Raw genomic sequence first — 20,244 nt, forward strand, 5'->3', positions numbered from 1 at the left:
TCAAAGAAGTGCAGTGTAAGGGTTTTGATTTCTAAAAACGGAGCGGACCATTATGGTGATGCTCTTTTTTTATTAATAATCTCAATAACCATGGGGGTAAAAAGAAATGAATAAAACACAACATAAAATAGCAATCATTACGGGTGCAAGCCACCCTCAAGATATTGGAACAGCTATTTGTAGAAGACTGGCTATGGATGGTGTTAATGTTTTTTTCACACACTGGCATGCTGATCGTAAGTGGATAGGAGAATTCAAACAGGAAATTTTGAGTAAGGGTGTTTCATGTGAAGAATTGTCGATTGATTTATCAGATTCCCAAGCTCCAAAAACGATACTCCAAACGGTTTTCGAAAAACTAGGTGTACCTTCCATTTTAGTGAATAATGCTGCCCATTCAGCACAAGATGGTTATCTAGCATTAGATGCTCAAACATTAGACGAGCATTACGCGGTGAATATAAGGTCAACCCTACTACTTTGTGTGGAATTTGCACGTCTTTTTGAAAAAGCTAATTTAAACTCAGGGAGAATTATTAATATGACTTCTGGTCAAGATTTAGGTCCTATGATGGGAGAGCTAGCCTATGTGGCAACGAAAGGGGCAATTTCAGCCTTTACTAGATCATTAGCACAGGAGCTAGCACGGCTAGGCATTACCGTCAATGCTGTCAATCCAGGGCCAACAGATTCTACATGGATGAATGATGAGATTAGAAGTTATCTGTTACCCAAATTTCCGATGGGGCGGATTGGGACACCAGTGGATGTGGCCAAGGTGATTAGCTTTCTTGCTAGCGAGGAGGCTACATGGATAACTGGTCAAATAATCCACTCAGAGGGCGGATTTTTACGAGGATAATTGATTAAAAGCCTTGCTACAGTTGTGGCGAGGCTTTTCTACGTGCTTATATGTACGTAAAAAGGGTCACTCCCGAAATTGGGAATGACCAAGGTTTGTTAGGTGTGTTCGTTGGAGGAAAAAATCTTAAAGAACAGATACACTACTATTTTATTCGGTTAGTATAATAATTTCTAGGCTTTAAACCAGTGACAGCGTATCTTCCTAAGGGCTTTATTTTTTCCCCATATCAACACTTTTATAGTCCTCCTACTTATGTATAGCAAGGCAAAAAGGTTGCTGTAGACCCACTCGATGTTGGGTTGTTATGATGATAATGTACGTAAGTGGGAGGTAAGTGAATTGGAAGCAGAAAGATATAATAATCTTAAATTAGGTGAACGTGGTGCCATTATCAGTATTATTGCTTATATAATTTTATCCATCATAAAAGTTGGCATTGGTTACTTGAGTGGTTCAGAAGCTTTAAAAGCTGATGGGTTGAATAATACGACAGATATTATTGCCTCTATTGCAGTACTTATTGGGCTAAAGCTTTCACAAAAACCAGCAGATCATGATCATCGCTATGGTCATTGGAAAAGTGAAACCATTGCATCAATGGTCGCTTCATTTATTATGATGGCCGTTGGTATACAAGTATTGGTCGGTGGTTTTTCTTCCTTTTTTCAAGGTGGAAAAGAATCGCCGGATATGGTCGCAGCCTATGTAGGGATAGGATCAGCATTGGTGATGTATTTAGTCTATCGTTACAACAAACAATTGGCTAAAAAAATCAATAGTAAAGCCGTTATGGCTGCAGCTAAAGATAATTTGTCAGACGCTTGGGTAAGTATTGGAACCGCTGTAGGAATTTTAGGGTCACAACTACATATGCCTTGGTTAGATACGGGTACTGCGATTGTCGTAGGTTTCATCATTTGTAAAACAGCTTGGGAGATTTTCAAGGAAGCCTCTCATGAACTATCGGATGGATTTGATGAGAAAATTCTTCAAACATACAAAGAGATTATTTTAAAAATAGATGGCGTTAAAGGATTGAAAGAAATCAGAGGAAGAAATTATGGGAATAATGAGGTAATTGATGTCGTTATACTTGTAGATGCAAAGTTAGATATCACGAAAGCGCATGATGTTGCTTCGGTTGTTGAAAAAAATATGGTGGAAGAGCAAGGGGTTTATGAAGTGCATGTCCATGTAGAGCCTAAGGATGCATAGGGCAATTAAGTCCTAAATTGTAATATTCAGCTTCAAAAAATATACGAGGTAAGGAATGTCGCTATTGAAATACAAAAACAATTGCCTCTAGCTACTTAATGGCGTTGAAATGACTAATTTTAACCTTTAAAATTGGTGGTACGTGCAGGTTTTAGCCTTCATTGATAAAAAAATTCACTTTTCACTGGACTAATACGATTTTTTATCATATACTGTATGTAATAGAATCTTTCTTAAAGAAATAATAAATTCACATATTACAAAGAGTAATCGTGTTTTGTTAGTTACTTTTTGTAATATGTGAATTTTTTTCTTTGGAAGTAGTATGATTTTATTTAATAACATTATTGGAGGTCATTTAAATGACACAAGGTACAGTAAAATGGTTTAACGCAGAAAAAGGTTTTGGTTTCATCGAAGTAGAAGGCGGACAAGACGTATTCGCTCACTTCTCAGCTATCCAAGGTGAAGGTTTCAAATCACTTGAAGAAGGTCAAAAAGTTGAATTCACAGTTGAAGAAGGTCAACGTGGACCACAAGCTGCTAACATCGTTAAACTTTAATTTTTAAATGAAGAAAAACATTCTTAAATAGAGTGGTTTCAGTAGACAAAGTCGATTTTTTCGACTTTGTCTTTATTTTTTTTCTCATTACATTTCAAATCAAAATACATTTGTTACTTGCCTATTCTCGATGAAAGAAGTGAGGATATGAGGTTTTACCAAGAAGAATGTAAAAAGCAACACGAGGGAGTTTGTTCAGTATAATCTGTTTACAAATCAAAACTACCTAAAATCATAAAATCTACAATAACGCCACTTACTGGATTTTCCGCTCCTAATACATTAATTCCTAATACTGTCACACCACTAATATTTGTAATATTAGCAGAGACATATTTCCCACTAATATTCTTCTCTCTCATTTGAACCCTCGGTCTTAAGTTTATCGTTGGATTTGTCGAGTATACACTTGCCACTGCATAGTCAATAGTAGATAAGAGAGGAATGCCATTCGCTAATGCATTGTCTGTAAAATATAATGTGGCTATTCCATTTGCATCAGAGGTAGCTTGTCCATAAACAATGCGCTTTACTTTTTTTGGATTTGCATCTCCTGCTTTAAACACCTGCATGACTGTTGGGGCAAGTGTAATAAAATCAATGCTCATAGGCATTCTCCTTTGTTATTTATAGCCCAAATTATGCTTGATATATTCTATGAACTGTTTGTTAGATTAGTACACTAAGCAACAAACTTCCTACATACATTCTTCTATGCAACAAAGTAAGTAGTAAAAAAGGGTCACCAGGGTGTAAGACGACCCTTTGATCATAGCATGAATATTTGAGGATAATAGAAGGTAATTATTAATGATATAAGAAAGTAGCACCAGCAATAATTAAAAGAATAAAGAGGACAACAATTAGAGCGAATGATAAATTATCATGCTTGCCATAGTTTGAACCGTAAACTTCATATCCCATATGAAAGTCCCTCCTTTCGAAAATCTAGAATATGTAAAGTATAGAAAGCTTCAGGTAAAATAATCTCCTTTAAAACGAGGTTTATATAAATGAATAAATATTTAAGGGTCACTCGGCTGAAAGTGACCCTAAGTAACAATTCGGGAGGTACATGTTAAACTAGATTAGCTTAACACTACTATTTATATGAAAAGTTAACTCATTGTGCATAGTTTATTGCCTTTAAAATAAAAATAAGACTATGACGGTCAACCAACGTCACAGCCTATGCGATACACTTATTAATAGTTTGTGTAAATACAGTCTATTTTTACATTCAAAAAGCCGCAGCGTCGACAAACGCTACAGCTAAAAGTATTTTAGTTATTCATATCCTTCAGGCCAGGACTGTGTTCATTTGGCATCTCTGGCATAACAGGTACTGGGAATCCTTCTGGTGGAGGGGTCACTTTTAATTCTCCACCATTTCTACTTGGAGTTTGTCCTTGGAAGATTTCCCCGATACGAGTTGGATCTAATCTAAAGTTAAATTGAGCATTGTGATAACCCATTTCAACAAACTTTCTACACTCTGGGTATTTGTTGATATCGTAGTTCGGTACAGGGAATAATTTTCCCCAATCTACCCCTAAAGTTTCTAATGCTTTGGCAAATGCATTTTGATGAGCATTGTCACGAACAATTAGAAAAGCAAGTGTTTCTCTAAATGTCTGATTAGAGCTCATCTCATATATACGTGTCTTTTGAAGTACACCCGTTGACTCCAATACTAAATTATCCAATAAATCTGCAATAAGGTTTCCATGTGCATAAACCCACGAACCATTCCAGGGATTACCTGCTGCATCTACAGGCAAAGATGATTGTGCACCCACAATATAATGGTGTGGATTGGCATGTTTAACTGCCTCATCTAAAGGTGCTTGGTCCATGCCGTTATTTCCAGGAGCAGAGGATTCCCCAGAATCATTTAGTAATTGGTTGATTGTATTTTGTACAAGTTCAACGTGTGCAATTTCTTCTAAGAAAACGCCCCGTAATAAATCACGATATTGGGTCTCTTTGCCTCTAAAATTAGAGCTTTGAAAAAAGTACTGCATCATGGTTCTCATTTCACCATAATGACCACCAAGTATTTCTTGCATTACTCGTGCTGCTTGAGGATCTGGTTTGTCAGGTTTAATAATGTTTATCAATTCTTCTTTATAATAATACATTTACTTTCCTCAATTCGGGGAATAGTCTTTATTTTTCAGGATAATTAACATGTAATGGTGGTGGTACAAGCCAGCCTTTATTTTTGTTTAAACGTAAAAGCTTTGCACCAAGTTGAGCTTTAGCCATATGGAATTGCCCAAACATTAATGCGATATCTTCACGAGTAGAAGTACCCATTGCCTGACTACATGCAACTAATCCAGCTGCTAGGTCAGCACTTAGAGCAGCGCTTATTTCTGGATCATTAAACTTTGCACCTGGAGGAATATCTTCCAGTCTTGCTACAGGTCTTTCAGGTGATGCAGGAGGTAGTGCGATCCCGTTTGTTTTTAGAATTTTTTCTAATTGCTTTACTTCTTCCCTGCATGTTTCGATGATATCTTCAATAATTTTTTTAAGATCTTCATCACCAGCATGATTATAAAACGTTTGATAGCCAGAAATCATGCCATAGTCTGCAATTAAACCCGACCAAACACTAAATACCTCACCATAATGCAACGGTTCATCTTTTGGATTTCCACCAAGAATACCCATCTGTACACATCCTTTTCTTATTTTTCGCCATTAAAGCCATGTTAGTATGGCTGAAAAAATAAGTAAAATTCACTTTTAATAAAATTATTAATGTAAAAATTAAAAGAAGCCACAGAGAAAGAAATCTCTGCAGCTCTTTAAGTAGTGAAACACTACGCACTTATAGAATGGGTGTTTTCTGTTTAGTTATACGTTTAATGTAGCTTTGAAAAAGTGAAAAGTATAGATTTTCTTTAGGAAGGCCACTTTAAAGCATATTGGAGGTGAGTGTTTTGACAAAAGAAAAGCAAAAGAATGAAGTAGAGCAAGAAGAAATAGCAATGGAATTTAATCCTGAAGAATTAGAAGCAGTAAAAGAGGAACAAGAGCAACAGAAAGAACAGCCCTTCAATAAAAAAGAAAAGAAGTAAGAAGGTAAGTATGCGTATGCCATCATCAATAGTTGTGGCATTTTCATATAGTTAATGCTTGAACCTCCAATGACTTAATTGAAAGAAGATGATTTAAAATGGACAAGAATTTGAATTACGGGGACGATTATAAATTTATCCCAGCAACTTCTGTTGGAAGCGGTGTAGGTATAGACATATTACCTGATTTATATCAATACACGATTCAAATTGTAAATATTGTACTTTATGGTGAACCGCAGATGAAAGATTTTGTGCTAATAGATGCGGGGATGCCCAAAAGTGCGGATGAGATCATTTCAGTTGTTGAAGAACGTTATGGTTCTAAGTCTCGACCGAAGGCAATCATACTGACTCACGGTCATTTTGATCATGTCGGAGGACTCATAGAATTAATAGAGCGGTGGGATGTTCCTGTCTATGCGCATACATTGGAAATACCCTTTTTATCTGGAAAACAAAATTATCCCGAGCCTGATCCAACGGTAAATAACGGCTTGGTTGCTAAAATGTCACCTATTTTTCCAAATGAAGCTATAAATTTAGGTGGTAACCTCAAAGTTTTACCTTCTGATGGTAGTGTTCCATTTATGGCAGGTTTCAGATGGATTCATACGCCTGGCCATTCACCAGGGCATATATCTTTATTCCGTGAGAAGGATAAGGTGCTTATTGCTGGAGATGCATTTGTTACGGTCAAACAAGAATCTCTTTATAAGGTGATTACGCAGACAAAAGAAATCAGTGGTCCCCCTCAATATTTTACAACAGATTGGCTGGCTGCTCGAGCATCTATCGAAAAATTAGCAATACTAAAACCTTCAGTTGCCATCACAGGGCACGGATTACCAATGAAGGGCGAAGAACTGACAAGCAACCTAAAAAAACTTGTCGATGATTTTGAACAAATCGCACTACCCAAGCAGGGTAAGTATTTAAATTAATCACGTAAGGAAAAAACAAAGAAAAAGCTGCAGCGTCGTCACACGCTACAGCCATTGTCTTGCCAATTTAGTCAGATGATTCATTATATCATAAATTATCAGATTGCAACTGTAGAATGAACATATTTGAATGACAAGACACAATGAATGGCAAGTTGTTAATAGGAGCCTGTTTTGATAATAGCTATCAAAACAGGCTCCTTCTTTGTATTTGAATGTCATAGATCGTTTCATGGTATAAAATTTCCTTTTTAAAAAAAGTGGTTGAACAAATTTTTTATTTGTGTATATAATGTTTATATAGTATATATACAATATAACGAATTTGTGGGGGGAATTGTTTAAGTGATAGGCACTGAAAAAGCGGATGAAAGTAATCTGTTAAAACGATGGATCATTACTATTGGTATATTTTTAATTGTTCAATTGATCTTTATCGCGGTCGATGGCACTGCTCTTGAGCCGAACATGAACGATAGTAATAATTTAGTTGCCAGAATGGGAAGATGGATTTTGGATTCGAGGCTTTTCACCGAATGGATAACGCCTTATTCCTTTCCTTTTTTTAATATGTTCATCACAATCCATGTTATTGCTATACTGATTGCAGCACTAGGGAATATTATTTCAACGATATTCTCAAAAAAATAAAGAAGAGGGATTGGCATGCAAATAATTATTTCGAACAGTTCAAAGGAGCCAATTTATGAACAAATTACGAATCAAATTAAATCACTTATTTTAGCAGGTGAACTACAGGAGGGTACAGCTATACCTTCCATGCGTAACCTCGCAAAGGATTTACAAATTAGTGTAATAACGACAAAACGGGCTTATGAAGAATTGGAGAAGGCGGGCTTTATCTATTCCATTGTTGGTAAAGGATCTTTTGTAGCGGAGCAAAATTTGGAGGTTATACGGGAAAAGAAGCTGAAGGTTATTGAGGAACAACTGAGTGCGGTCATTGCGAATAGCAGAGAAATAGGCCTGTCTCTTGATGAACTAAAGGAATTATTGAAGATTTTATACGAGGAGTGAAAGGGATGGAAAATGTAGTCGAATTAAAGAATGTCACAAAGAGGTTCAAGGGCTTTTCAGTAAATCATATAAATTTACAGGTAAAGCGAGGCTTTGTAACGGGTTTCATTGGGGCAAATGGAGCTGGTAAGTCTACAACGATAAAAACGATGATGAATCTATTAAGGCCAGATGCTGGAGAAGTAAAGCTTTTCGGATTAGACTACAAGACGCATGAGAAGGAGATTAAGCAGCGCATTGGGTTTGTATACGATGGCAATATATTTTTTGAAGGGTTGAACTTAAAAGATATAAAACGTATAGTTGCACCTGCCTACAAGCGCTGGGACGATACAATATTTTATCAATATGTAGAACAATTCGAATTACCGCTTAACAAAGCAATAAAAACATTTTCTAAAGGGATGCAAATGAAGGCTTCATTAGCAATAGCCCTCTCACATCATGCAGAGCTAATCATTATGGATGAGCCGACAGCAGGATTAGATCCCATTTTTAGACGGGAGCTGTTAGATCTATTACAGGAATTAATGGTTGATGGCAATCGCACTATTTTCTTTTCTACGCATATTACAACTGATTTAGATCGTATCGCAGATTACATAGCTTTTATACAGAAAGGGGAATTAGTATTTAATCAATCTATACACGATGTAGCTGAAAACTATGCGCTCGTTAAAGGTGAATTGAATCTACTTGATAGAGACACTGAAAAAGCATTTGTCCATGTTCATCGTGCATCCACAGGATTTGAAGCATTAACGGATAATATTAAAGCAGCGAAAAATATTTTCGGAGACACAGTTATTATTGAACGTGCCTCTCTGGAAGATATCATGTATTACTTTAAAGGAGGCATCCATCATGCTTAACTTAATTAAACGCGATGTCATACTACAGAAAAGGCAGCTATTGCTTTTTATTCCTTTTATCTTAGTTTTTATTTTGTTGGGGGCACCACCCGTTTTAATTTTTCTGGTCGCCAGTATTTTTATTCCCTTTAACACGTATGCATACGATGAAAAAGTTGAGACGAACATATTATTAAACTCCTTGCCATACACACGTACAGAAATTATCGCATCCCGCTATCTTGGAGCGATTGTCTATATGATTTTATCCATAGGTGTTACAAGTCTAGCGCTGCTAGCTTTCAATAAACATTTTACGGTATCTGACATTGCCATTGGTAGTGGCTTATTCTTACTATTTGCTGCGCTTACCTTCCCATTATTTCAGATATTTAAACAGGGTTATATTACAACGGTTATACTTATTAGCTTTATCCTCTTAACTTGGATTTCACGACCAATTGCATTGTATATGAATGAACACTTAACAACAATTATTGATTTTGTAGATAATACATCCGTTACGGTTTTATATACAGGGGCAACACTTTTTATTATGCTAATCTATATTATTTCTTGGGGAATTACACATATTATTTACCAACGAAAAGCCTTCTGATTGTGTGCTTTTGTTTACTTCTAGAAGATTACTCAAGGAAAGTAGACAATTTTAGAATGGTGCCCACTTGATAAAATATCATTTGGAACTAAATGTAAGATGGATTTAAATGTCTTTATGCAAAAATGAATGAAGTAAAAAGGTTATGTTGCTTAATATAAGGGAAAGAATGAAAGCCTCCATATGCCTACAAATCGACATATTTAGGCATGTTTACTTAGTATTTCGAAAGTTGTTTTATAGTAATATTTGGTATATAGTCTGTAGGAGGTTTTATATGCCTGATTTATTACTCGTTCTTTTTTTATTTAACTTTTCTTTATTTCTTTTGCACGAAATGGATGCAATAAGATGCTCTGAGTGGCGATTGTTTATAATACTTAAAGATATGGAAGATTCAAAGGCTTATAAAGTATTCACTTTTATTCACCTGTTTCTATACGTATTAATCCTTTCCTTACTTTTCAGTCAGTATCAAACCATCATTTTTTGGGTCCTTGATCTATTCTTTATCATTCATGCAATCCTGCATTTATTTTTTGAAAGGCATCCTCGAAATGAATTTAAAAATAGCTTTTCAAGATCCATTATTTATCCAATGGGGGTCCTTTCTGTCATACATTTAGCATTATTAATTAATATTTCGACTTAATTGTATTGTAAAGGAAGTTTTCAGCTAGTAATTTGCAGAAAATTATTCCAATTTGTTGGTTTTCTGCTTATTATAAAGATGGAGGTGATTATCAGATGTATAGTAATACGGCAAATATGTTGAAGCAAACGAACAATCTTATCAATGCATTGAAAAAATTGAAGCAAAATCTATCTTTTGTGAAATTGTATATTAATAGCGATAGAATACTGGCAATCTATTTTTTAAGTAATGCGTATAGTGATTTTAATTTATTTAAAACAATTTATTTATCTGTAACACCTGGTGATCAAACGATTGATAAGTTTTTACAGGAGTATGAAAAATTCTTTGTAGAAGTGAATAAATACTTAGAGGTCTTTAATGATGATAGCGTCGTCGAGGATAGACTTCATAAGGAAGTTTTGTTTGCGATTAATGAATTAGAAAGATATTTGTTAAATCTGTTAGATGTGTATAGATAAAAAGTTAGACATTCCTTATTTCTGAGGGGTGTCTTTTATTTTAAAGAAGCTCCTTAGATTAAGCTTCTCTGGTTGTAGGGAGAAATGAATAAGAAATGTTAAGGGATAGGAGAAAAATATGATTAGAAAAATTGAAATGGGTTTGTTTGTAATTGGAGTAGTAATGGCTGTAATAGGTATGCCTTATTTATTGGGGTATTCAACGAATGAATGTTTAAAATATCCTCTCTATCTAGGGTTAATATTAATGGTTGCCACTATCCCTGTAACAATATCCAAAAGAAAGTAATCCATTGAGATTTAAATACTTGTGTCTAGAGATTGTAGAGACACACTTGTGATATTGATCCTAAAGAGTAGTATTATTCATAAGTAACGAGTTATCTTGCTGATACGTACTATAAAAATGATTTTAAGTAATAGAAAATTAAACAGTCACAAAAGTATTAAACAAAAATGCTATCTTGCTTTGAAACCTAATTTTAAAGAGAGACAACACTAAATGATGAAGAAATAAATACATTGTTAAAATAACAAAATGAATGCAAGAAAATAAGAAGCTCCATATAACTAAAGAAATACTACTCAAATCGCCTGGATAACTTTCTGCAGCTGTAAATCGAATACCTCCCATAAAAAGCACAGTCACCGATTGGATACAATAAGTTAAGAAAAGTACGATTACAAAATAAACAATATACGATAAAGTAAGAAAAATGTCTTATGAACTATTCCAGTCTCCTCCAACAATAATGATATTAGTTAGTTGCACATTTCTAAAAGTAATGCTCCTTCCATTACGAAAAAGGAAAATATTACATATATAAAATTAGGTGAGACATTGTTAAGATTTGATAGGTAAAGTATTCGATGGAATTGGAATAGAAAGCTAGTTAGTCATTACAAACTTTAAAAAATGGTACATAGGTCTAAACTTAGGGACAATTAAAAAAGTAGTCAAAATAAAATATAGGAGCAGAAATGGTAGTCCTTACGTAATAAAGAAAGGAAAAACAGAGCTGATAATTGAGAATAGAGAAACTATTGTAGAGAAATTATCCGAACTTTTCTTAGTGCGACCATAGCTTTTAGAGGGTTTGTAAAAGGAAGGGAAGTATTTTATGAAAAATCAATTGATACGAATAATCGCTATCGCTCTACTTGGTGTGTGTGTATATATTAATATGTACGAAATAGATGAATTAGGGTTGATGCAATTTTTTGCATATGCTGGCTTATTAGGTTTTACTTTTGCGGTGGGTATTCCAATTATCTTTATTAAAAATAAGATTAGTTTATCCAAAAAATTTGGTTTGTTGTTTTTAAGTATGATTATCGCAGCAATAATTCCTTTATTGGGATTTGGAAATTTAAAATATATCCTTGAAGAACATTTAATGAATAAAGAGATGAATAAAGTTGTAAATCAATATAATGTAAATTTGCAAACTGATGAGGTGTTTTTAACCTTTCAAAATCATCTTCTCGTTGGAAAAAGAGATGATTTGTTTGGAAGTATAGACAAAACACTATTAGTTTATAATGCCGTAGGGAAAGAAACGAAAAGAATAAAAATAACGGAATTAGCAAAAGCGGCCATTCCTTATCTGCCTCTTACTGATAAAGAAAAGGAAACAACTTATTTTGATGGTATGAAGACGCAAGGAAATACATATGACCTTTGGAAAAAAATAGATGATAACGACATACAACTATTTTTTAGATACGTTACAACGGAAGTTCCTGAGGATTATCAACCTGAACCAGATATGCCAGCCGATGCAAAGGACATAAAGTTCCATTATGATATCACTTATTCACCGGTTTTAGATGAGAACGGGGAATTTGTTTTTAGTTCGGATACTTTCCATTTATATAAAAGCAACGACTCAATTCGAGTTAGCTACAAAGCTTCGGGCATTGAAGCGATTGTTGCTCCAAATACTGCAGTGTTAGTGAACGAAATCAAGTAAAGATTACATACATTGCTAACAAAAGTACAACATGAAGCCAGTAGAGTGTTAGCGGCAAATCCACAAACGTAACTAGAATGAATATACTATGTAACAACAAAGCCTAGGTACTCAAATTAATGTTGAGCCTGGGCATTTTTTACGTGATTTATTTATCTAACGAACGTGTTGTTTTTCGAAATTTCAAATAAATGAATGACCACAACCTAATAAAGTGGTAAAGTATAGAAAAAGTGAATGGAGAATTATGTAATGGAAAAACTGAAGAAGGTTGAATTAAAACATTTTTCAAGTGAATATATGCAAGGACTGAACGCTTTTGTACTTACTGAAGAGCAAAAACAATTTTCTGCACTGCCGAGCAATTTTGAGGAAATTAATGAAGGACAGCATCGCATTGTAATTCTAAGTGAAAATACACCTGTTGGTTTCTTTCTCCTAAATGCAAATGAACGAGTTAAGAAATATTCTACGAATAGAAATGCGATGCTATTATCTGCATTATCAATTAATCATACAGAACAAGGGAAGGGCTATGCAAAACAAGGAATGACATTACTAGTTGAGTTTGTTAAAGCAGAATTTCCTAATTGTGATGAAATTGTTTTAGTTGTAGACAAAGATAATATACCAGCACAGAAACTATATGTAAAAGTAGGGTTTGAAGATACGAATGAAAGGCTAATAGGACGTATCGGCGAAGAAATAATCATGAGGCAATTCATAAAATAAAGTTAGACCACCATTGTCACCAGAGTTTATGCTACATTTTATAGATGAACTCTGGTTTTATGTTTTAGGGAAATGTCGCATCCATTCTTGAAAAAGAGTTTCATCGATCAAGATTAGCAAAGAAAATTATTTAAAATATCCTGATTAAAAATACACCGACTATCATCACCATTAAACCAATTATTTGTAATGGTTGAATTCGGTACTTTATCGAGTTAAACAATCCGAATTGCTGTACTAGCAAGCTACCAGTGATTTGACCGAATAAAGCAAAGACTACAGTTTGGCCATTTCCAATTTGATTGACAAGAAATACATTGATGAGAACATAAGATCCTCCTAAGATCCCGCCAATCCATATCCACCAAGGAGCAGCTTGTTTAAAAGGCTCTTTAATATTTGTGTAAGATCGATCTTTTAACCCAACAATTATAATCAAGGTAATAGTACCAACAAAGAATGAAACAAGGGCAGCATGAGAAGAAGAGTGAAGAACTTTTCCTAATTGTCCATTAACAGCGATTTGGATAGCTAGTAACATTCCTGCTAGAATCCCTACTATGCGCCAAATCCATAGATTCCGCACACTCTCCTTATTTGTTTGGGGAGAATACTGTTCATTTTTCTTGCTTCGTATAGCTGTAGCTAAAAGGACGCCTAGTAAGACTAGTAATATGCCAAAGATTCGATTCCATCCAAAGGAATATTGTGTTGCATTAAACCAGCCATTATGATCGATTAACATACTCATGAGAGTCATGCCAAAGATCGGTAGGATAGTTGTTTGCACACTTCCCAATTTAGGAAACAAGAGAATGTTAGTAGTTATCGCAATAGCGCCACCAATTCCCCCCAACCAAATATAGATAGGTTGGTTCAACAATAAATCTAATGGAATCTCCAGTGATGAACCACTACTTACTAATGTAATAGTTAAGAAGATGACACCAACAGCGAAGGAAATCATTGAAGCTAAAAAAGGAGAAATCACAAACTTTCTTAATTGAGCATTAATGGCTGTTTGCACAGCAAAAATAGCTCCAATACCTATAGCCAAAAGTACTGCAAACATAAAAATTCATCACAACCTTTGTTGAAGAAAATGTAAAGAAAAAGAAATGTAAAACAACGCATGATTGATTATATCAAAGTACGTGTTGAATTTTATAAAATTAAGCACTGAACACTAAGTAAGAAATAGATTTTATTTATGATGTGGAACTTCACCAAACACATTAAGATAACGATAAAAAATCAGTTTCTCAAAAAAAGAATGATTTTTCATGTATAGAAGCGGTTAAGAAATAGAGCTTTATGTAAATAAAGTATAGTGTAATCTCTTCATATTCTGTATATTGGTGTATGAGGAGGAGATTTAATGGCAAGAAAATGGATACTACCATTATTTATATTACTAGGTGTTTTGATCTCTGGTTGTAGTGAGGGCCAGGAAAAAGGTAGCAAAGATGGTGGAGATGTAGAAGTAACTATTCCAGCTCTATTTTTTGAGGGTCAGGACATTGATTCTGTTATTTCAAAGGCAAAAAGCAGTGGGATGAAGGAAGTCAGTAAGAATGAGGATGGTTCTTTAACTTATAAAATGTCTGAAACAGAACATAAAGAAATGATGAAAGGTTTAAAAGAAGGCATTCTAGCAAGTGTAGATGAGCTTAAAGCAAGTGAAGAGTTCAAATCTATTAAAGATGTAACCTATGACAAGTCTTTTTCAGAATTCACTTTATCTGTAAACAAAGAAGAATTTGATAATAGTCTTGACACCATGGCCTCATTCGGGCTAGCTTTAACAGGTATGTACTATCAATTATTTAATGGTGTGGATGAAAAGGATTATAAAGTCAAAGTAATTTTTAAAGATGAATCAAATGGAGATGTAATTAACACGATAGTTTATCCAGATGATTTAAACAAGAAAAATTGATCGGAAGAGCACCTAACATAGGTGTTCTTTTTAAATGCTTTGAGTGCAATCGAGTTGGGCAGTAGTAGTTGTTCCTGATTCTTGATGGCTTTTTATTTTTGCAAAGGTTTTGTGTTCAAAGTAGAATGTCAGCAGCAAATTCTTAATGCAAACATGGATAGGCATAAGAAAATGATAGAATTTGTTTTGAGAAACGACTGACGATAGCATAGTTGTAAGTAGAGATAGAACTAAATGATTCCACAAAGCCCAGATACTCATTAATTTTGAGCCTGGGCTTTATACTTATTTAACTTGTAATCCCTTTTATTATTCTCAAGATCTGCTGAAGGAGCTATCTAAAGAAATTTTTAATAGCATCCATACGAATTTTGCTGTAACATTCTTCGCAACGAAAAATCTTATCGGTTCTTTCCTTTAACTGTCTAAATCTCAGTGACCCCTCGTATACTCTGAATTTATTTCTACAACTAGAACAAATTACCTCATAGTAATGCATTGCTATCCTCCTCAAGTTTTCTGACATATTACTTTTTAGTTGATTTATCGAATATTGTAATCAGTTCTCTCGTATATTCCTCAACATTTAACTGGGGATTTCTCATTAATTCAATAGTGAATCCGTCAATGGAATTTCGTATCGTTAACGCCATAACTCTTGAAGCCAATTTGGTGAATTCGCGGAAGACACCCGCATGCATTCCCAGTGTAAGTATGTTTTCAATGGGAAGAAAAATAGTATCATCATGATCCGCCGCAAATCGAAGTTTGCCATCAGCAGTTCTTTCATTAGAAACAATTTCAATGACAGCAAATACATGTTGCCGATTTTCATCTATGAATCTAAGGTTTGATTCAATATAAATGCTAAGCATATCTATAGGAGATTTTTGATTTTCGATTAGAGGAGCAGTATAAGCTTGACATGCCATATAGTAATCATAAATTACTTGCTCTAACAATTCCCCCTTACTTGCAAAGTGATAGGAGATAACCCCCTTGCTGATTTGTGCCCGTTTTGCAATTTGACCTAAAGAAGCTTGAGCGTAACCCACCTCTGCAATGGTTTCAATAGCACATTCCACAATTTGAGTTCTACGAGCTTTTTCAATAAATGACATTTCTTTTTGATTAGTTGTTTTATTTTTTTTACTCATGTATTTATTTTAGCACGGTTGTACTAATTAAGCGATTAAAAAAACATTTAGGGAGGTTCCTAAATGGAGGCTTTTCTTTTACTTTGAAATGTCAAGGGCTAGACTAGGGCGTTTCGTGAGGAAGATTAAGATACTTGAGCTTAATGGAACTATTTCTTATCTGTTGACATGGAGTCGGCTCCATCTTTTAAGATGAATGAAATCAAAGAATGGAGTGATGGGATGGTAATTTTGACAACTATACTAATTGTGTTATATGCGGTTTTAATAGGAGTGGCAGGGATAAAAAAATGGAAAGAAGTTGGATTTGAAGTACGAACATTTATATTTGTTATCATATCAATTAGTATTCTCTTAATATTATGGATACCAAGCAAAGGTTGGTTATTTATATTACTGATAATTGCATTTATCTTGTTACATATACTAGCAGTTATAGAAGGGAGGTTAACAAATGGACGAATTACTTTCAGCCATCATATCATTCGTTTCATATTCCATTGTATAATTGCCCTAATGGTTTATAAATTTATATTATAGAAGGAGATTTTAATGAAAATTGGTGAATTTGCAATATGTACTGGTCTTAGTAAAGATACTATTCGTTATTATGAAAAAATGAATTTATTGCAACCGGAAATTAAAAATAAGCACCGCTATTATAACAAGAAAGACATTGATACAGTAGAAGCAATTCTTAAACTTAAACAAACGGGATTTTCTCTCCAAGAAATCAAAATGCTTTTTGATTGGTCGGGAAATATTGATCAAAATAAAAAACTGACAAAAGAAGAAATACAAAATCTACTTGAAATAAAAGTTATATTCCAAGAAAAGTATGAGCAGATGTTACAAAGAGAACATCAGCTTAAACAAATTAAACAGGTTTTATTAAATATAGATAATAAAATAAAGCACCTTTTAGAGAAAAATAAAGAAGAAAATTGCTGGTTTTAACGATGTGTTTAGAAAATAAAGGAAAAGAATGTACTAATAATTAAAGCTGTTTGACGTTCTAATTGAACGTTTGAAACGAACGTCTGTAGGTGAGAAACAATATTTTAAGCTCTTCTATTTAGTTATTTCTAAAAGTGTTGTTTCTTCAACTTATCGAGAAGGTGTGCAAGAAGGAATAGTAGAATATCACGTTGAAATAGAAGTAGAAATAAATTAGTAAGGAGGATGTATTTGTGACTAGCCATGACTATAAATCACCAATAAAAAACAGAATCGGCGGTGTATTTGTTCCAGTTCGTAACCTAGAGAAAGCAAAAGAATGGTACAGAAAAATACTTGGTTTGGAAGGGGGAGAAGAATATTTTGGACATTTATTCGTGGTACCCATGAAAGGTACAGCTGGATTAATTTTAGATTCCATGCCAAAGTGGAGAAAAGAAGATGGTGATATTACCACTTACCAAGTTCCTTCAATTCAGCTTTTGACCGATGATATTGAAGCTTCATATCAATTTATGAAAGAAAATAATGTTGAACTGGTTACAGAGATTCAGGATAATTTTTATTTTGTGTTCAAAGATTTAGATGGCAATTTACTAATGATTTGTAAAGAAACTACTTAAAAAAATGCGAAAATTGCTCTTTGGACTACTGGAAAGAAAGCGAGGAGTCAATAGCAGCTGAATATGCATTGTACAAAGTGATAAACGACAAACAATTCAAGATTGATGATAAATTAATCAATTTTTACATGTCATCAAAAGCGTACTAGCGAGGAGAAGGTAGACAATTAATTAAGTTTACCGAGGATTAATCGAAAGAAAAAGGTCACTTCTATTAAAAGTGACCAGGATGCTTAGTTATGCTTTATTAAAACTCTAGGGGATTAGGTGTTTATTCAATTTTATTGAATTGTAATATTTCCTTTATATGTTGCAAAGTAAATACCTGCATCAGGATCGTATGCATAATCAAATCTTGTTAGGTATCCTGCGTATTTAAAATCTCCATCCCATTCAACATGATAAATTTGTCCAGGTGGAAACGTTGAAGTTCTTGTATTAACTGTGACATATTTAGTATACACAGCAGCTGGACTAACATTGTCTATACTAGTAGAGTTTTGAACAACGTTGATTTCGGCTGCTGAAACATTACCTGATGGATAGATGAAAAATGAAACAAGTAAAGCTGAGAGTAGAGCAAAACCAAAAATGCGACCTTTAATTGTTTTTACCATTATTATTCCTCCATTCTAGTATAATCCCCTAGTAATTTACATTTAAACATATATTGGTATTTATAGCAACGGATGGTTGCTGTTGGTTATGAAATTGATTAAAAAGTAGGTGTTACACATGCATTATGAGAGGTTAAAGAACTATCAATAATTAGCAGATTAATTTGTACATAGAATAAGCGTTAATCTCAAAAAAATCTACATAACATACTTTTTATATTTTCATAAATTTCTCCTTGCTAAAGAGCGAATGTTTGTTCTAATATAAATACAAACAAACGTTCCGTAGAAGGAGAGGTCAAAATGGCGAAAATATATAATTTTCCAACTAAAGCATTTCGAGATATAACAAAAGAAAGAGTCGATGTTGTAACTATTGCTTCTGGTTTTATGGGAGGTGTTGTAAAGGTATATGAATGTGAAGGGACAGTCATTATTCATAGTGAAAATAAGAAATCCAGCCATGCTAGTATTTCAAATGATCTTGGTCAAGTTAAAGAATGGGAGATTAGATATGCAATAGAACATATTTTAAAAAGAGGCATTACAGAAGTGAATATAAAAGTTAGTAATACAGGAGTTGTTCATATTCGTAATAAAGATATTAATTCACTTTCTCAGTAAAGTCAGGTCACTTATAAAATAATATGAGTACTGGTTATATCGTTAATGGTCTTTTTAAAACGTAGTTTGCAACTATCCCTTCGACTGTTAGAGGCTTTTAAATTTGTTCCAGCTAACTCTGATAGCAAGTAATTATCAACTTGCTTGGAATGATCATGTACAAGAAATAACAGGTCAATTGGAGTTAGATATTTAAAAGATATTGTTCTGTAAAGTTATTTAACTTTTAGAGGTTTTACAAAGAATGAAATGAACATAACAGAAACCCCTATAGCAATGAAAAGTATTGCAACAGATTTATTTGAAATAAATGAATTGTATTCTAGGGCACCTGTTAATCTCGCTGATCCGATTGAAAGCGATAAGATGCCTAAAACAAATATGATATGTCCAATTTTAGAAGGTGTTTCCATTTTATAACAACTCTTTATATTTAGGTAATAACTTACAAAAGGATAACATGATTAGGTAATATTTGAAAATATGGTTCGGTTGATTATTGCACAATAGGAGTATTTGAGGTTGATGGAAGAAGTACAAAAGTCAATATGGGCTGTCAGTAAATTATATGAATTTATAATAAAGGGGTATGTTTTATGAAACCATTTATGTTACGGCATAAACTGGGTTGGCTACCTAACAAATTAGAGTATCGCAGAACCTATATCATAGGTTTTAAAGGAGAAACAGACGAAAGTTATACTTTCATGCTAACAAAGAATAGTAAGTATGTAAGATTAGTAAATAACAATAAAGAAATGGTTGTTAGGAAAAGAGAATTAAAGAGATATTTCAAGGATGGTTGTTTACAGTTTCTAACTACACAATATGAGGAACATGCTTGAAAGATATGGAATGGTAAACGTTTAACTTTTTTCTTTTTTGGGTTTAACAAAGTAAGAAATGAACATAACAGAAACGCCCATAGATATGTATAGTAGTGCAACAGATTGATTTGGAATAACTGAATCATATTCAAAGAAACCAGATAATCTTCCTAATCCAGTTATCATCAAAGTAATGCCAAAAATAAATATGATATATCTATTTGTAGAATGTATTTTCAACACAAAACAACCCCCGAGGCTTCCTAATAATTTATATAAGGATAACATAAACTGGTAAATATTTCACTATTCAGATTGAGTCAATATACATTATGAATATGTAAAATAAACACGTTCACTTGTACGTGTATGTCAGAAACGAGCAATTGATACAACTAATCATAAAGTCTTTCAAATCAAAGTGACAATAATGTTAGCTTAAGCAATTAATTGTCACCTTTTACGATGGTTTAAAGATACATTTTTTCTTAACAT

The 20,244-nt window shown here is 33.7% G+C and carries 30 protein-coding genes; 21 read left to right on the top strand and 9 right to left on the bottom strand.

Annotated features, from left to right (window positions below):
- Window positions 1–106 precede the first annotated feature (106 nt).
- The 3 genes from BFM98_RS10510 to BFM98_RS10520 all read left to right on the top strand — a co-directional run bounded on the left by BFM98_RS10510 (window position 107) and on the right by BFM98_RS10520 (window position 2,643).
- Window positions 107–862: an SDR family oxidoreductase gene (locus tag BFM98_RS10510; protein WP_066037305.1), complete on the top strand. Its 756-nt coding sequence runs from the start codon at window positions 107–109 to the stop codon at window positions 860–862.
- Window positions 863–1,204: 342 nt separating this feature from the next.
- Window positions 1,205–2,080 (top strand): cation diffusion facilitator family transporter, encoded by an 876-nt coding sequence (locus BFM98_RS10515; RefSeq protein WP_066037306.1) that lies wholly within the window; start codon window positions 1,205–1,207, stop codon window positions 2,078–2,080.
- A gap of 362 nt (window positions 2,081–2,442) precedes the next feature.
- The gene (locus tag BFM98_RS10520) at window positions 2,443–2,643 is read left to right on the top strand and encodes a cold-shock protein (protein WP_004225195.1); all 201 of its coding nucleotides are present in this window, start codon (window positions 2,443–2,445) and stop codon (window positions 2,641–2,643) included.
- Window positions 2,644–2,852: 209 nt separating this feature from the next.
- Here BFM98_RS10520 and BFM98_RS10525 read toward each other — a convergent pair whose 3' ends face one another.
- The 4 genes from BFM98_RS10525 to BFM98_RS10535 form a co-directional block, all read right to left on the bottom strand.
- Window positions 2,853–3,251 carry a hypothetical protein gene (locus tag BFM98_RS10525; RefSeq protein ID WP_066037307.1) on the bottom strand — a complete coding sequence of 133 codons (399 nt, stop codon included), beginning with the start codon at window positions 3,249–3,251 and terminating at the stop codon, window positions 2,853–2,855.
- Window positions 3,252–3,450: 199 nt separating this feature from the next.
- Window positions 3,451–3,567, bottom strand: a complete 117-nt coding sequence (locus BFM98_RS23415; protein WP_004225198.1) for a YjcZ family sporulation protein — start codon at window positions 3,565–3,567, stop codon at window positions 3,451–3,453.
- A 359-nt stretch (window positions 3,568–3,926) separates the two neighbouring features.
- A complete protein-coding gene (locus tag BFM98_RS10530) occupies window positions 3,927–4,784 on the bottom strand; it encodes a manganese catalase family protein (protein ID WP_066037308.1) in 858 nt (285 codons plus the stop codon).
- 28 nt (window positions 4,785–4,812) lie between these two features.
- Window positions 4,813–5,322, bottom strand: coding sequence for a DUF3231 family protein (locus tag BFM98_RS10535; RefSeq protein WP_048392625.1), 510 nt, complete (start codon window positions 5,320–5,322; stop codon window positions 4,813–4,815).
- A 272-nt stretch (window positions 5,323–5,594) separates the two neighbouring features.
- Between BFM98_RS10535 and BFM98_RS23930 the strand changes: the two genes are divergently transcribed.
- The 11 genes from BFM98_RS23930 (at window position 5,595) to BFM98_RS10580 (ending at window position 13,005) form a co-directional block, all read left to right on the top strand.
- Entirely contained in the window at window positions 5,595–5,732 is a 138-nt protein-coding gene (locus BFM98_RS23930) for a hypothetical protein (RefSeq protein ID WP_155483390.1), read from the top strand.
- Between the two features lie 98 nt (window positions 5,733–5,830).
- On the top strand, window positions 5,831–6,676 hold the full coding sequence (locus tag BFM98_RS10540; RefSeq protein ID WP_066037309.1) for an MBL fold metallo-hydrolase: 846 nt from the start codon (window positions 5,831–5,833) through the stop codon (window positions 6,674–6,676).
- A gap of 345 nt (window positions 6,677–7,021) precedes the next feature.
- On the top strand, window positions 7,022–7,327 hold the full coding sequence (locus BFM98_RS10545) for a YfzA family protein (RefSeq protein ID WP_048392629.1): 306 nt from the start codon (window positions 7,022–7,024) through the stop codon (window positions 7,325–7,327).
- 15 nt (window positions 7,328–7,342) lie between these two features.
- Complete coding sequence (locus BFM98_RS10550; protein ID WP_004225203.1) at window positions 7,343–7,714, top strand: GntR family transcriptional regulator; 372 nt, start codon at window positions 7,343–7,345, stop codon at window positions 7,712–7,714.
- A 5-nt stretch (window positions 7,715–7,719) separates the two neighbouring features.
- Window positions 7,720–8,586 (top strand): ABC transporter ATP-binding protein, encoded by an 867-nt coding sequence (locus BFM98_RS10555; RefSeq protein ID WP_048392631.1) that lies wholly within the window; start codon window positions 7,720–7,722, stop codon window positions 8,584–8,586.
- Window positions 8,579–9,184 (top strand): ABC-2 transporter permease, encoded by a 606-nt coding sequence (locus tag BFM98_RS10560; protein WP_048392634.1) that lies wholly within the window; start codon window positions 8,579–8,581, stop codon window positions 9,182–9,184. Before BFM98_RS10555 ends, BFM98_RS10560 begins: the two co-directional genes overlap by 8 nt.
- Window positions 9,185–9,461: 277 nt before the next feature.
- Window positions 9,462–9,836 (top strand): DUF6713 family protein, encoded by a 375-nt coding sequence (locus BFM98_RS10565; RefSeq protein WP_066037310.1) that lies wholly within the window; start codon window positions 9,462–9,464, stop codon window positions 9,834–9,836.
- A gap of 95 nt (window positions 9,837–9,931) precedes the next feature.
- The gene (locus tag BFM98_RS10570; protein WP_048392639.1) at window positions 9,932–10,300 is read left to right on the top strand and encodes a hypothetical protein; all 369 of its coding nucleotides are present in this window, start codon (window positions 9,932–9,934) and stop codon (window positions 10,298–10,300) included.
- Between the two features lie 118 nt (window positions 10,301–10,418).
- Window positions 10,419–10,589 carry a hypothetical protein gene (locus BFM98_RS23935; RefSeq protein WP_175400743.1) on the top strand — a complete coding sequence of 57 codons (171 nt, stop codon included), beginning with the start codon at window positions 10,419–10,421 and terminating at the stop codon, window positions 10,587–10,589.
- A gap of 832 nt (window positions 10,590–11,421) precedes the next feature.
- Window positions 11,422–12,273: a hypothetical protein gene (locus tag BFM98_RS10575; protein ID WP_066037311.1), complete on the top strand. Its 852-nt coding sequence runs from the start codon at window positions 11,422–11,424 to the stop codon at window positions 12,271–12,273.
- A 252-nt stretch (window positions 12,274–12,525) separates the two neighbouring features.
- Window positions 12,526–13,005, top strand: coding sequence for a GNAT family N-acetyltransferase (locus BFM98_RS10580; protein ID WP_054550269.1), 480 nt, complete (start codon window positions 12,526–12,528; stop codon window positions 13,003–13,005).
- Between the two features lie 130 nt (window positions 13,006–13,135).
- On the opposite strand, the gene BFM98_RS10585 is transcribed toward BFM98_RS10580, so the two are convergent.
- Window positions 13,136–14,077 (bottom strand): DMT family transporter, encoded by a 942-nt coding sequence (locus BFM98_RS10585; RefSeq protein ID WP_066037312.1) that lies wholly within the window; start codon window positions 14,075–14,077, stop codon window positions 13,136–13,138.
- Window positions 14,078–14,383: 306 nt separating this feature from the next.
- On the opposite strand from BFM98_RS10585, the gene BFM98_RS10590 reads away from it, so the two are divergent.
- Entirely contained in the window at window positions 14,384–14,944 is a 561-nt protein-coding gene (locus BFM98_RS10590; protein WP_066037313.1) for a hypothetical protein, read from the top strand.
- 334 nt (window positions 14,945–15,278) lie between these two features.
- Here BFM98_RS10590 and BFM98_RS24270 read toward each other — a convergent pair whose 3' ends face one another.
- Together BFM98_RS24270 and BFM98_RS10600 are read right to left on the bottom strand one after the other, a co-directional pair.
- The gene (locus tag BFM98_RS24270; protein ID WP_066037314.1) at window positions 15,279–15,443 is read right to left on the bottom strand and encodes a DUF2197 domain-containing protein; all 165 of its coding nucleotides are present in this window, start codon (window positions 15,441–15,443) and stop codon (window positions 15,279–15,281) included.
- 28 nt (window positions 15,444–15,471) lie between these two features.
- Complete coding sequence (locus BFM98_RS10600; protein ID WP_066037315.1) at window positions 15,472–16,101, bottom strand: TetR/AcrR family transcriptional regulator; 630 nt, start codon at window positions 16,099–16,101, stop codon at window positions 15,472–15,474.
- Between the two features lie 192 nt (window positions 16,102–16,293).
- Between BFM98_RS10600 and BFM98_RS24150 the strand changes: the two genes are divergently transcribed.
- The 3 genes from BFM98_RS24150 to BFM98_RS10615 all read left to right on the top strand — a co-directional run bounded on the left by BFM98_RS24150 (window position 16,294) and on the right by BFM98_RS10615 (window position 17,681).
- Entirely contained in the window at window positions 16,294–16,641 is a 348-nt protein-coding gene (locus BFM98_RS24150) for a hypothetical protein (protein WP_054550265.1), read from the top strand.
- Between the two features lie 12 nt (window positions 16,642–16,653).
- Window positions 16,654–17,058, top strand: a complete 405-nt coding sequence (locus tag BFM98_RS10610; RefSeq protein ID WP_053075698.1) for a helix-turn-helix domain-containing protein — start codon at window positions 16,654–16,656, stop codon at window positions 17,056–17,058.
- 233 nt (window positions 17,059–17,291) lie between these two features.
- Window positions 17,292–17,681 carry a VOC family protein gene (locus tag BFM98_RS10615; protein WP_066037316.1) on the top strand — a complete coding sequence of 130 codons (390 nt, stop codon included), beginning with the start codon at window positions 17,292–17,294 and terminating at the stop codon, window positions 17,679–17,681.
- A 281-nt stretch (window positions 17,682–17,962) separates the two neighbouring features.
- On the opposite strand, the gene BFM98_RS10620 is transcribed toward BFM98_RS10615, so the two are convergent.
- Window positions 17,963–18,298, bottom strand: a complete 336-nt coding sequence (locus BFM98_RS10620) for a hypothetical protein (RefSeq protein ID WP_054550262.1) — start codon at window positions 18,296–18,298, stop codon at window positions 17,963–17,965.
- A 303-nt stretch (window positions 18,299–18,601) separates the two neighbouring features.
- Between BFM98_RS10620 and BFM98_RS10625 the strand changes: the two genes are divergently transcribed.
- The 3 genes from BFM98_RS10625 to BFM98_RS10635 all read left to right on the top strand — a co-directional run bounded on the left by BFM98_RS10625 (window position 18,602) and on the right by BFM98_RS10635 (window position 19,767).
- Window positions 18,602–18,922, top strand: a complete 321-nt coding sequence (locus tag BFM98_RS10625) for a DUF1827 family protein (RefSeq protein ID WP_048392662.1) — start codon at window positions 18,602–18,604, stop codon at window positions 18,920–18,922.
- A gap of 276 nt (window positions 18,923–19,198) precedes the next feature.
- Window positions 19,199–19,342, top strand: a complete 144-nt coding sequence (locus tag BFM98_RS23940; RefSeq protein WP_175400744.1) for a hypothetical protein — start codon at window positions 19,199–19,201, stop codon at window positions 19,340–19,342.
- A 176-nt stretch (window positions 19,343–19,518) separates the two neighbouring features.
- Complete coding sequence (locus tag BFM98_RS10635) at window positions 19,519–19,767, top strand: hypothetical protein (protein ID WP_054550260.1); 249 nt, start codon at window positions 19,519–19,521, stop codon at window positions 19,765–19,767.
- 21 nt (window positions 19,768–19,788) lie between these two features.
- Here the strand turns inward: BFM98_RS10635 and BFM98_RS10640 are convergent, their stop codons facing one another.
- Window positions 19,789–19,992: a hypothetical protein gene (locus tag BFM98_RS10640; protein ID WP_231595622.1), complete on the bottom strand. Its 204-nt coding sequence runs from the start codon at window positions 19,990–19,992 to the stop codon at window positions 19,789–19,791.
- Window positions 19,993–20,244 lie beyond the last annotated feature (252 nt).

The sequence above is a fragment of the Lysinibacillus sp. AR18-8 genome, assembly GCF_001705465.1.
In the GTDB taxonomy this organism is placed as follows: Bacteria; Bacillota; Bacilli; order Bacillales_A; family Planococcaceae; genus Lysinibacillus; species Lysinibacillus capsici.

Excerpts from the sequence above, each read along its gene's own strand:
- BFM98_RS10540 (WP_066037309.1), top strand. The coding sequence starts at position 5,831 with ATGGACAAGAATTTGAATTACGGGGACGATTATAAATTTATCCCAGCA.
- BFM98_RS10550 (WP_004225203.1), top strand. The coding sequence starts at position 7,343 with ATGCAAATAATTATTTCGAACAGTTCAAAGGAGCCAATTTATGAACAA.
- BFM98_RS10635 (WP_054550260.1), top strand. The coding sequence starts at position 19,519 with ATGAAACCATTTATGTTACGGCATAAACTGGGTTGGCTACCTAACAAA.
- BFM98_RS10580 (WP_054550269.1), top strand. The coding sequence starts at position 12,526 with ATGGAAAAACTGAAGAAGGTTGAATTAAAACATTTTTCAAGTGAATAT.
- BFM98_RS10590 (WP_066037313.1), top strand. The coding sequence starts at position 14,384 with ATGGCAAGAAAATGGATACTACCATTATTTATATTACTAGGTGTTTTG.
- BFM98_RS10600 (WP_066037315.1), bottom strand. The coding sequence starts at position 16,101 with ATGAGTAAAAAAAATAAAACAACTAATCAAAAAGAAATGTCATTTATT.
- BFM98_RS10525 (WP_066037307.1), bottom strand. The coding sequence starts at position 3,251 with ATGAGCATTGATTTTATTACACTTGCCCCAACAGTCATGCAGGTGTTT.
- BFM98_RS10585 (WP_066037312.1), bottom strand. The coding sequence starts at position 14,077 with ATGTTTGCAGTACTTTTGGCTATAGGTATTGGAGCTATTTTTGCTGTG.
- BFM98_RS10530 (WP_066037308.1), bottom strand. The coding sequence starts at position 4,784 with ATGTATTATTATAAAGAAGAATTGATAAACATTATTAAACCTGACAAA.
- BFM98_RS10560 (WP_048392634.1), top strand. The coding sequence starts at position 8,579 with ATGCTTAACTTAATTAAACGCGATGTCATACTACAGAAAAGGCAGCTA.
- BFM98_RS10565 (WP_066037310.1), top strand. The coding sequence starts at position 9,462 with ATGCCTGATTTATTACTCGTTCTTTTTTTATTTAACTTTTCTTTATTT.
- BFM98_RS10570 (WP_048392639.1), top strand. The coding sequence starts at position 9,932 with ATGTATAGTAATACGGCAAATATGTTGAAGCAAACGAACAATCTTATC.
- BFM98_RS23940 (WP_175400744.1), top strand. The coding sequence starts at position 19,199 with ATGAAAAGTATTGCAACAGATTTATTTGAAATAAATGAATTGTATTCT.
- BFM98_RS10535 (WP_048392625.1), bottom strand. The coding sequence starts at position 5,322 with ATGGGTATTCTTGGTGGAAATCCAAAAGATGAACCGTTGCATTATGGT.
- BFM98_RS10575 (WP_066037311.1), top strand. The coding sequence starts at position 11,422 with ATGAAAAATCAATTGATACGAATAATCGCTATCGCTCTACTTGGTGTG.
- BFM98_RS24270 (WP_066037314.1), bottom strand. The coding sequence starts at position 15,443 with ATGCATTACTATGAGGTAATTTGTTCTAGTTGTAGAAATAAATTCAGA.
- BFM98_RS10610 (WP_053075698.1), top strand. The coding sequence starts at position 16,654 with ATGAAAATTGGTGAATTTGCAATATGTACTGGTCTTAGTAAAGATACT.
- BFM98_RS23935 (WP_175400743.1), top strand. The coding sequence starts at position 10,419 with ATGATTAGAAAAATTGAAATGGGTTTGTTTGTAATTGGAGTAGTAATG.
- BFM98_RS10620 (WP_054550262.1), bottom strand. The coding sequence starts at position 18,298 with ATGGTAAAAACAATTAAAGGTCGCATTTTTGGTTTTGCTCTACTCTCA.
- BFM98_RS10625 (WP_048392662.1), top strand. The coding sequence starts at position 18,602 with ATGGCGAAAATATATAATTTTCCAACTAAAGCATTTCGAGATATAACA.
- BFM98_RS23415 (WP_004225198.1), bottom strand. The coding sequence starts at position 3,567 with ATGGGATATGAAGTTTACGGTTCAAACTATGGCAAGCATGATAATTTA.
- BFM98_RS10510 (WP_066037305.1), top strand. The coding sequence starts at position 107 with ATGAATAAAACACAACATAAAATAGCAATCATTACGGGTGCAAGCCAC.
- BFM98_RS10555 (WP_048392631.1), top strand. The coding sequence starts at position 7,720 with ATGGAAAATGTAGTCGAATTAAAGAATGTCACAAAGAGGTTCAAGGGC.
- BFM98_RS24150 (WP_054550265.1), top strand. The coding sequence starts at position 16,294 with ATGAATGAAATCAAAGAATGGAGTGATGGGATGGTAATTTTGACAACT.
- BFM98_RS10520 (WP_004225195.1), top strand. The coding sequence starts at position 2,443 with ATGACACAAGGTACAGTAAAATGGTTTAACGCAGAAAAAGGTTTTGGT.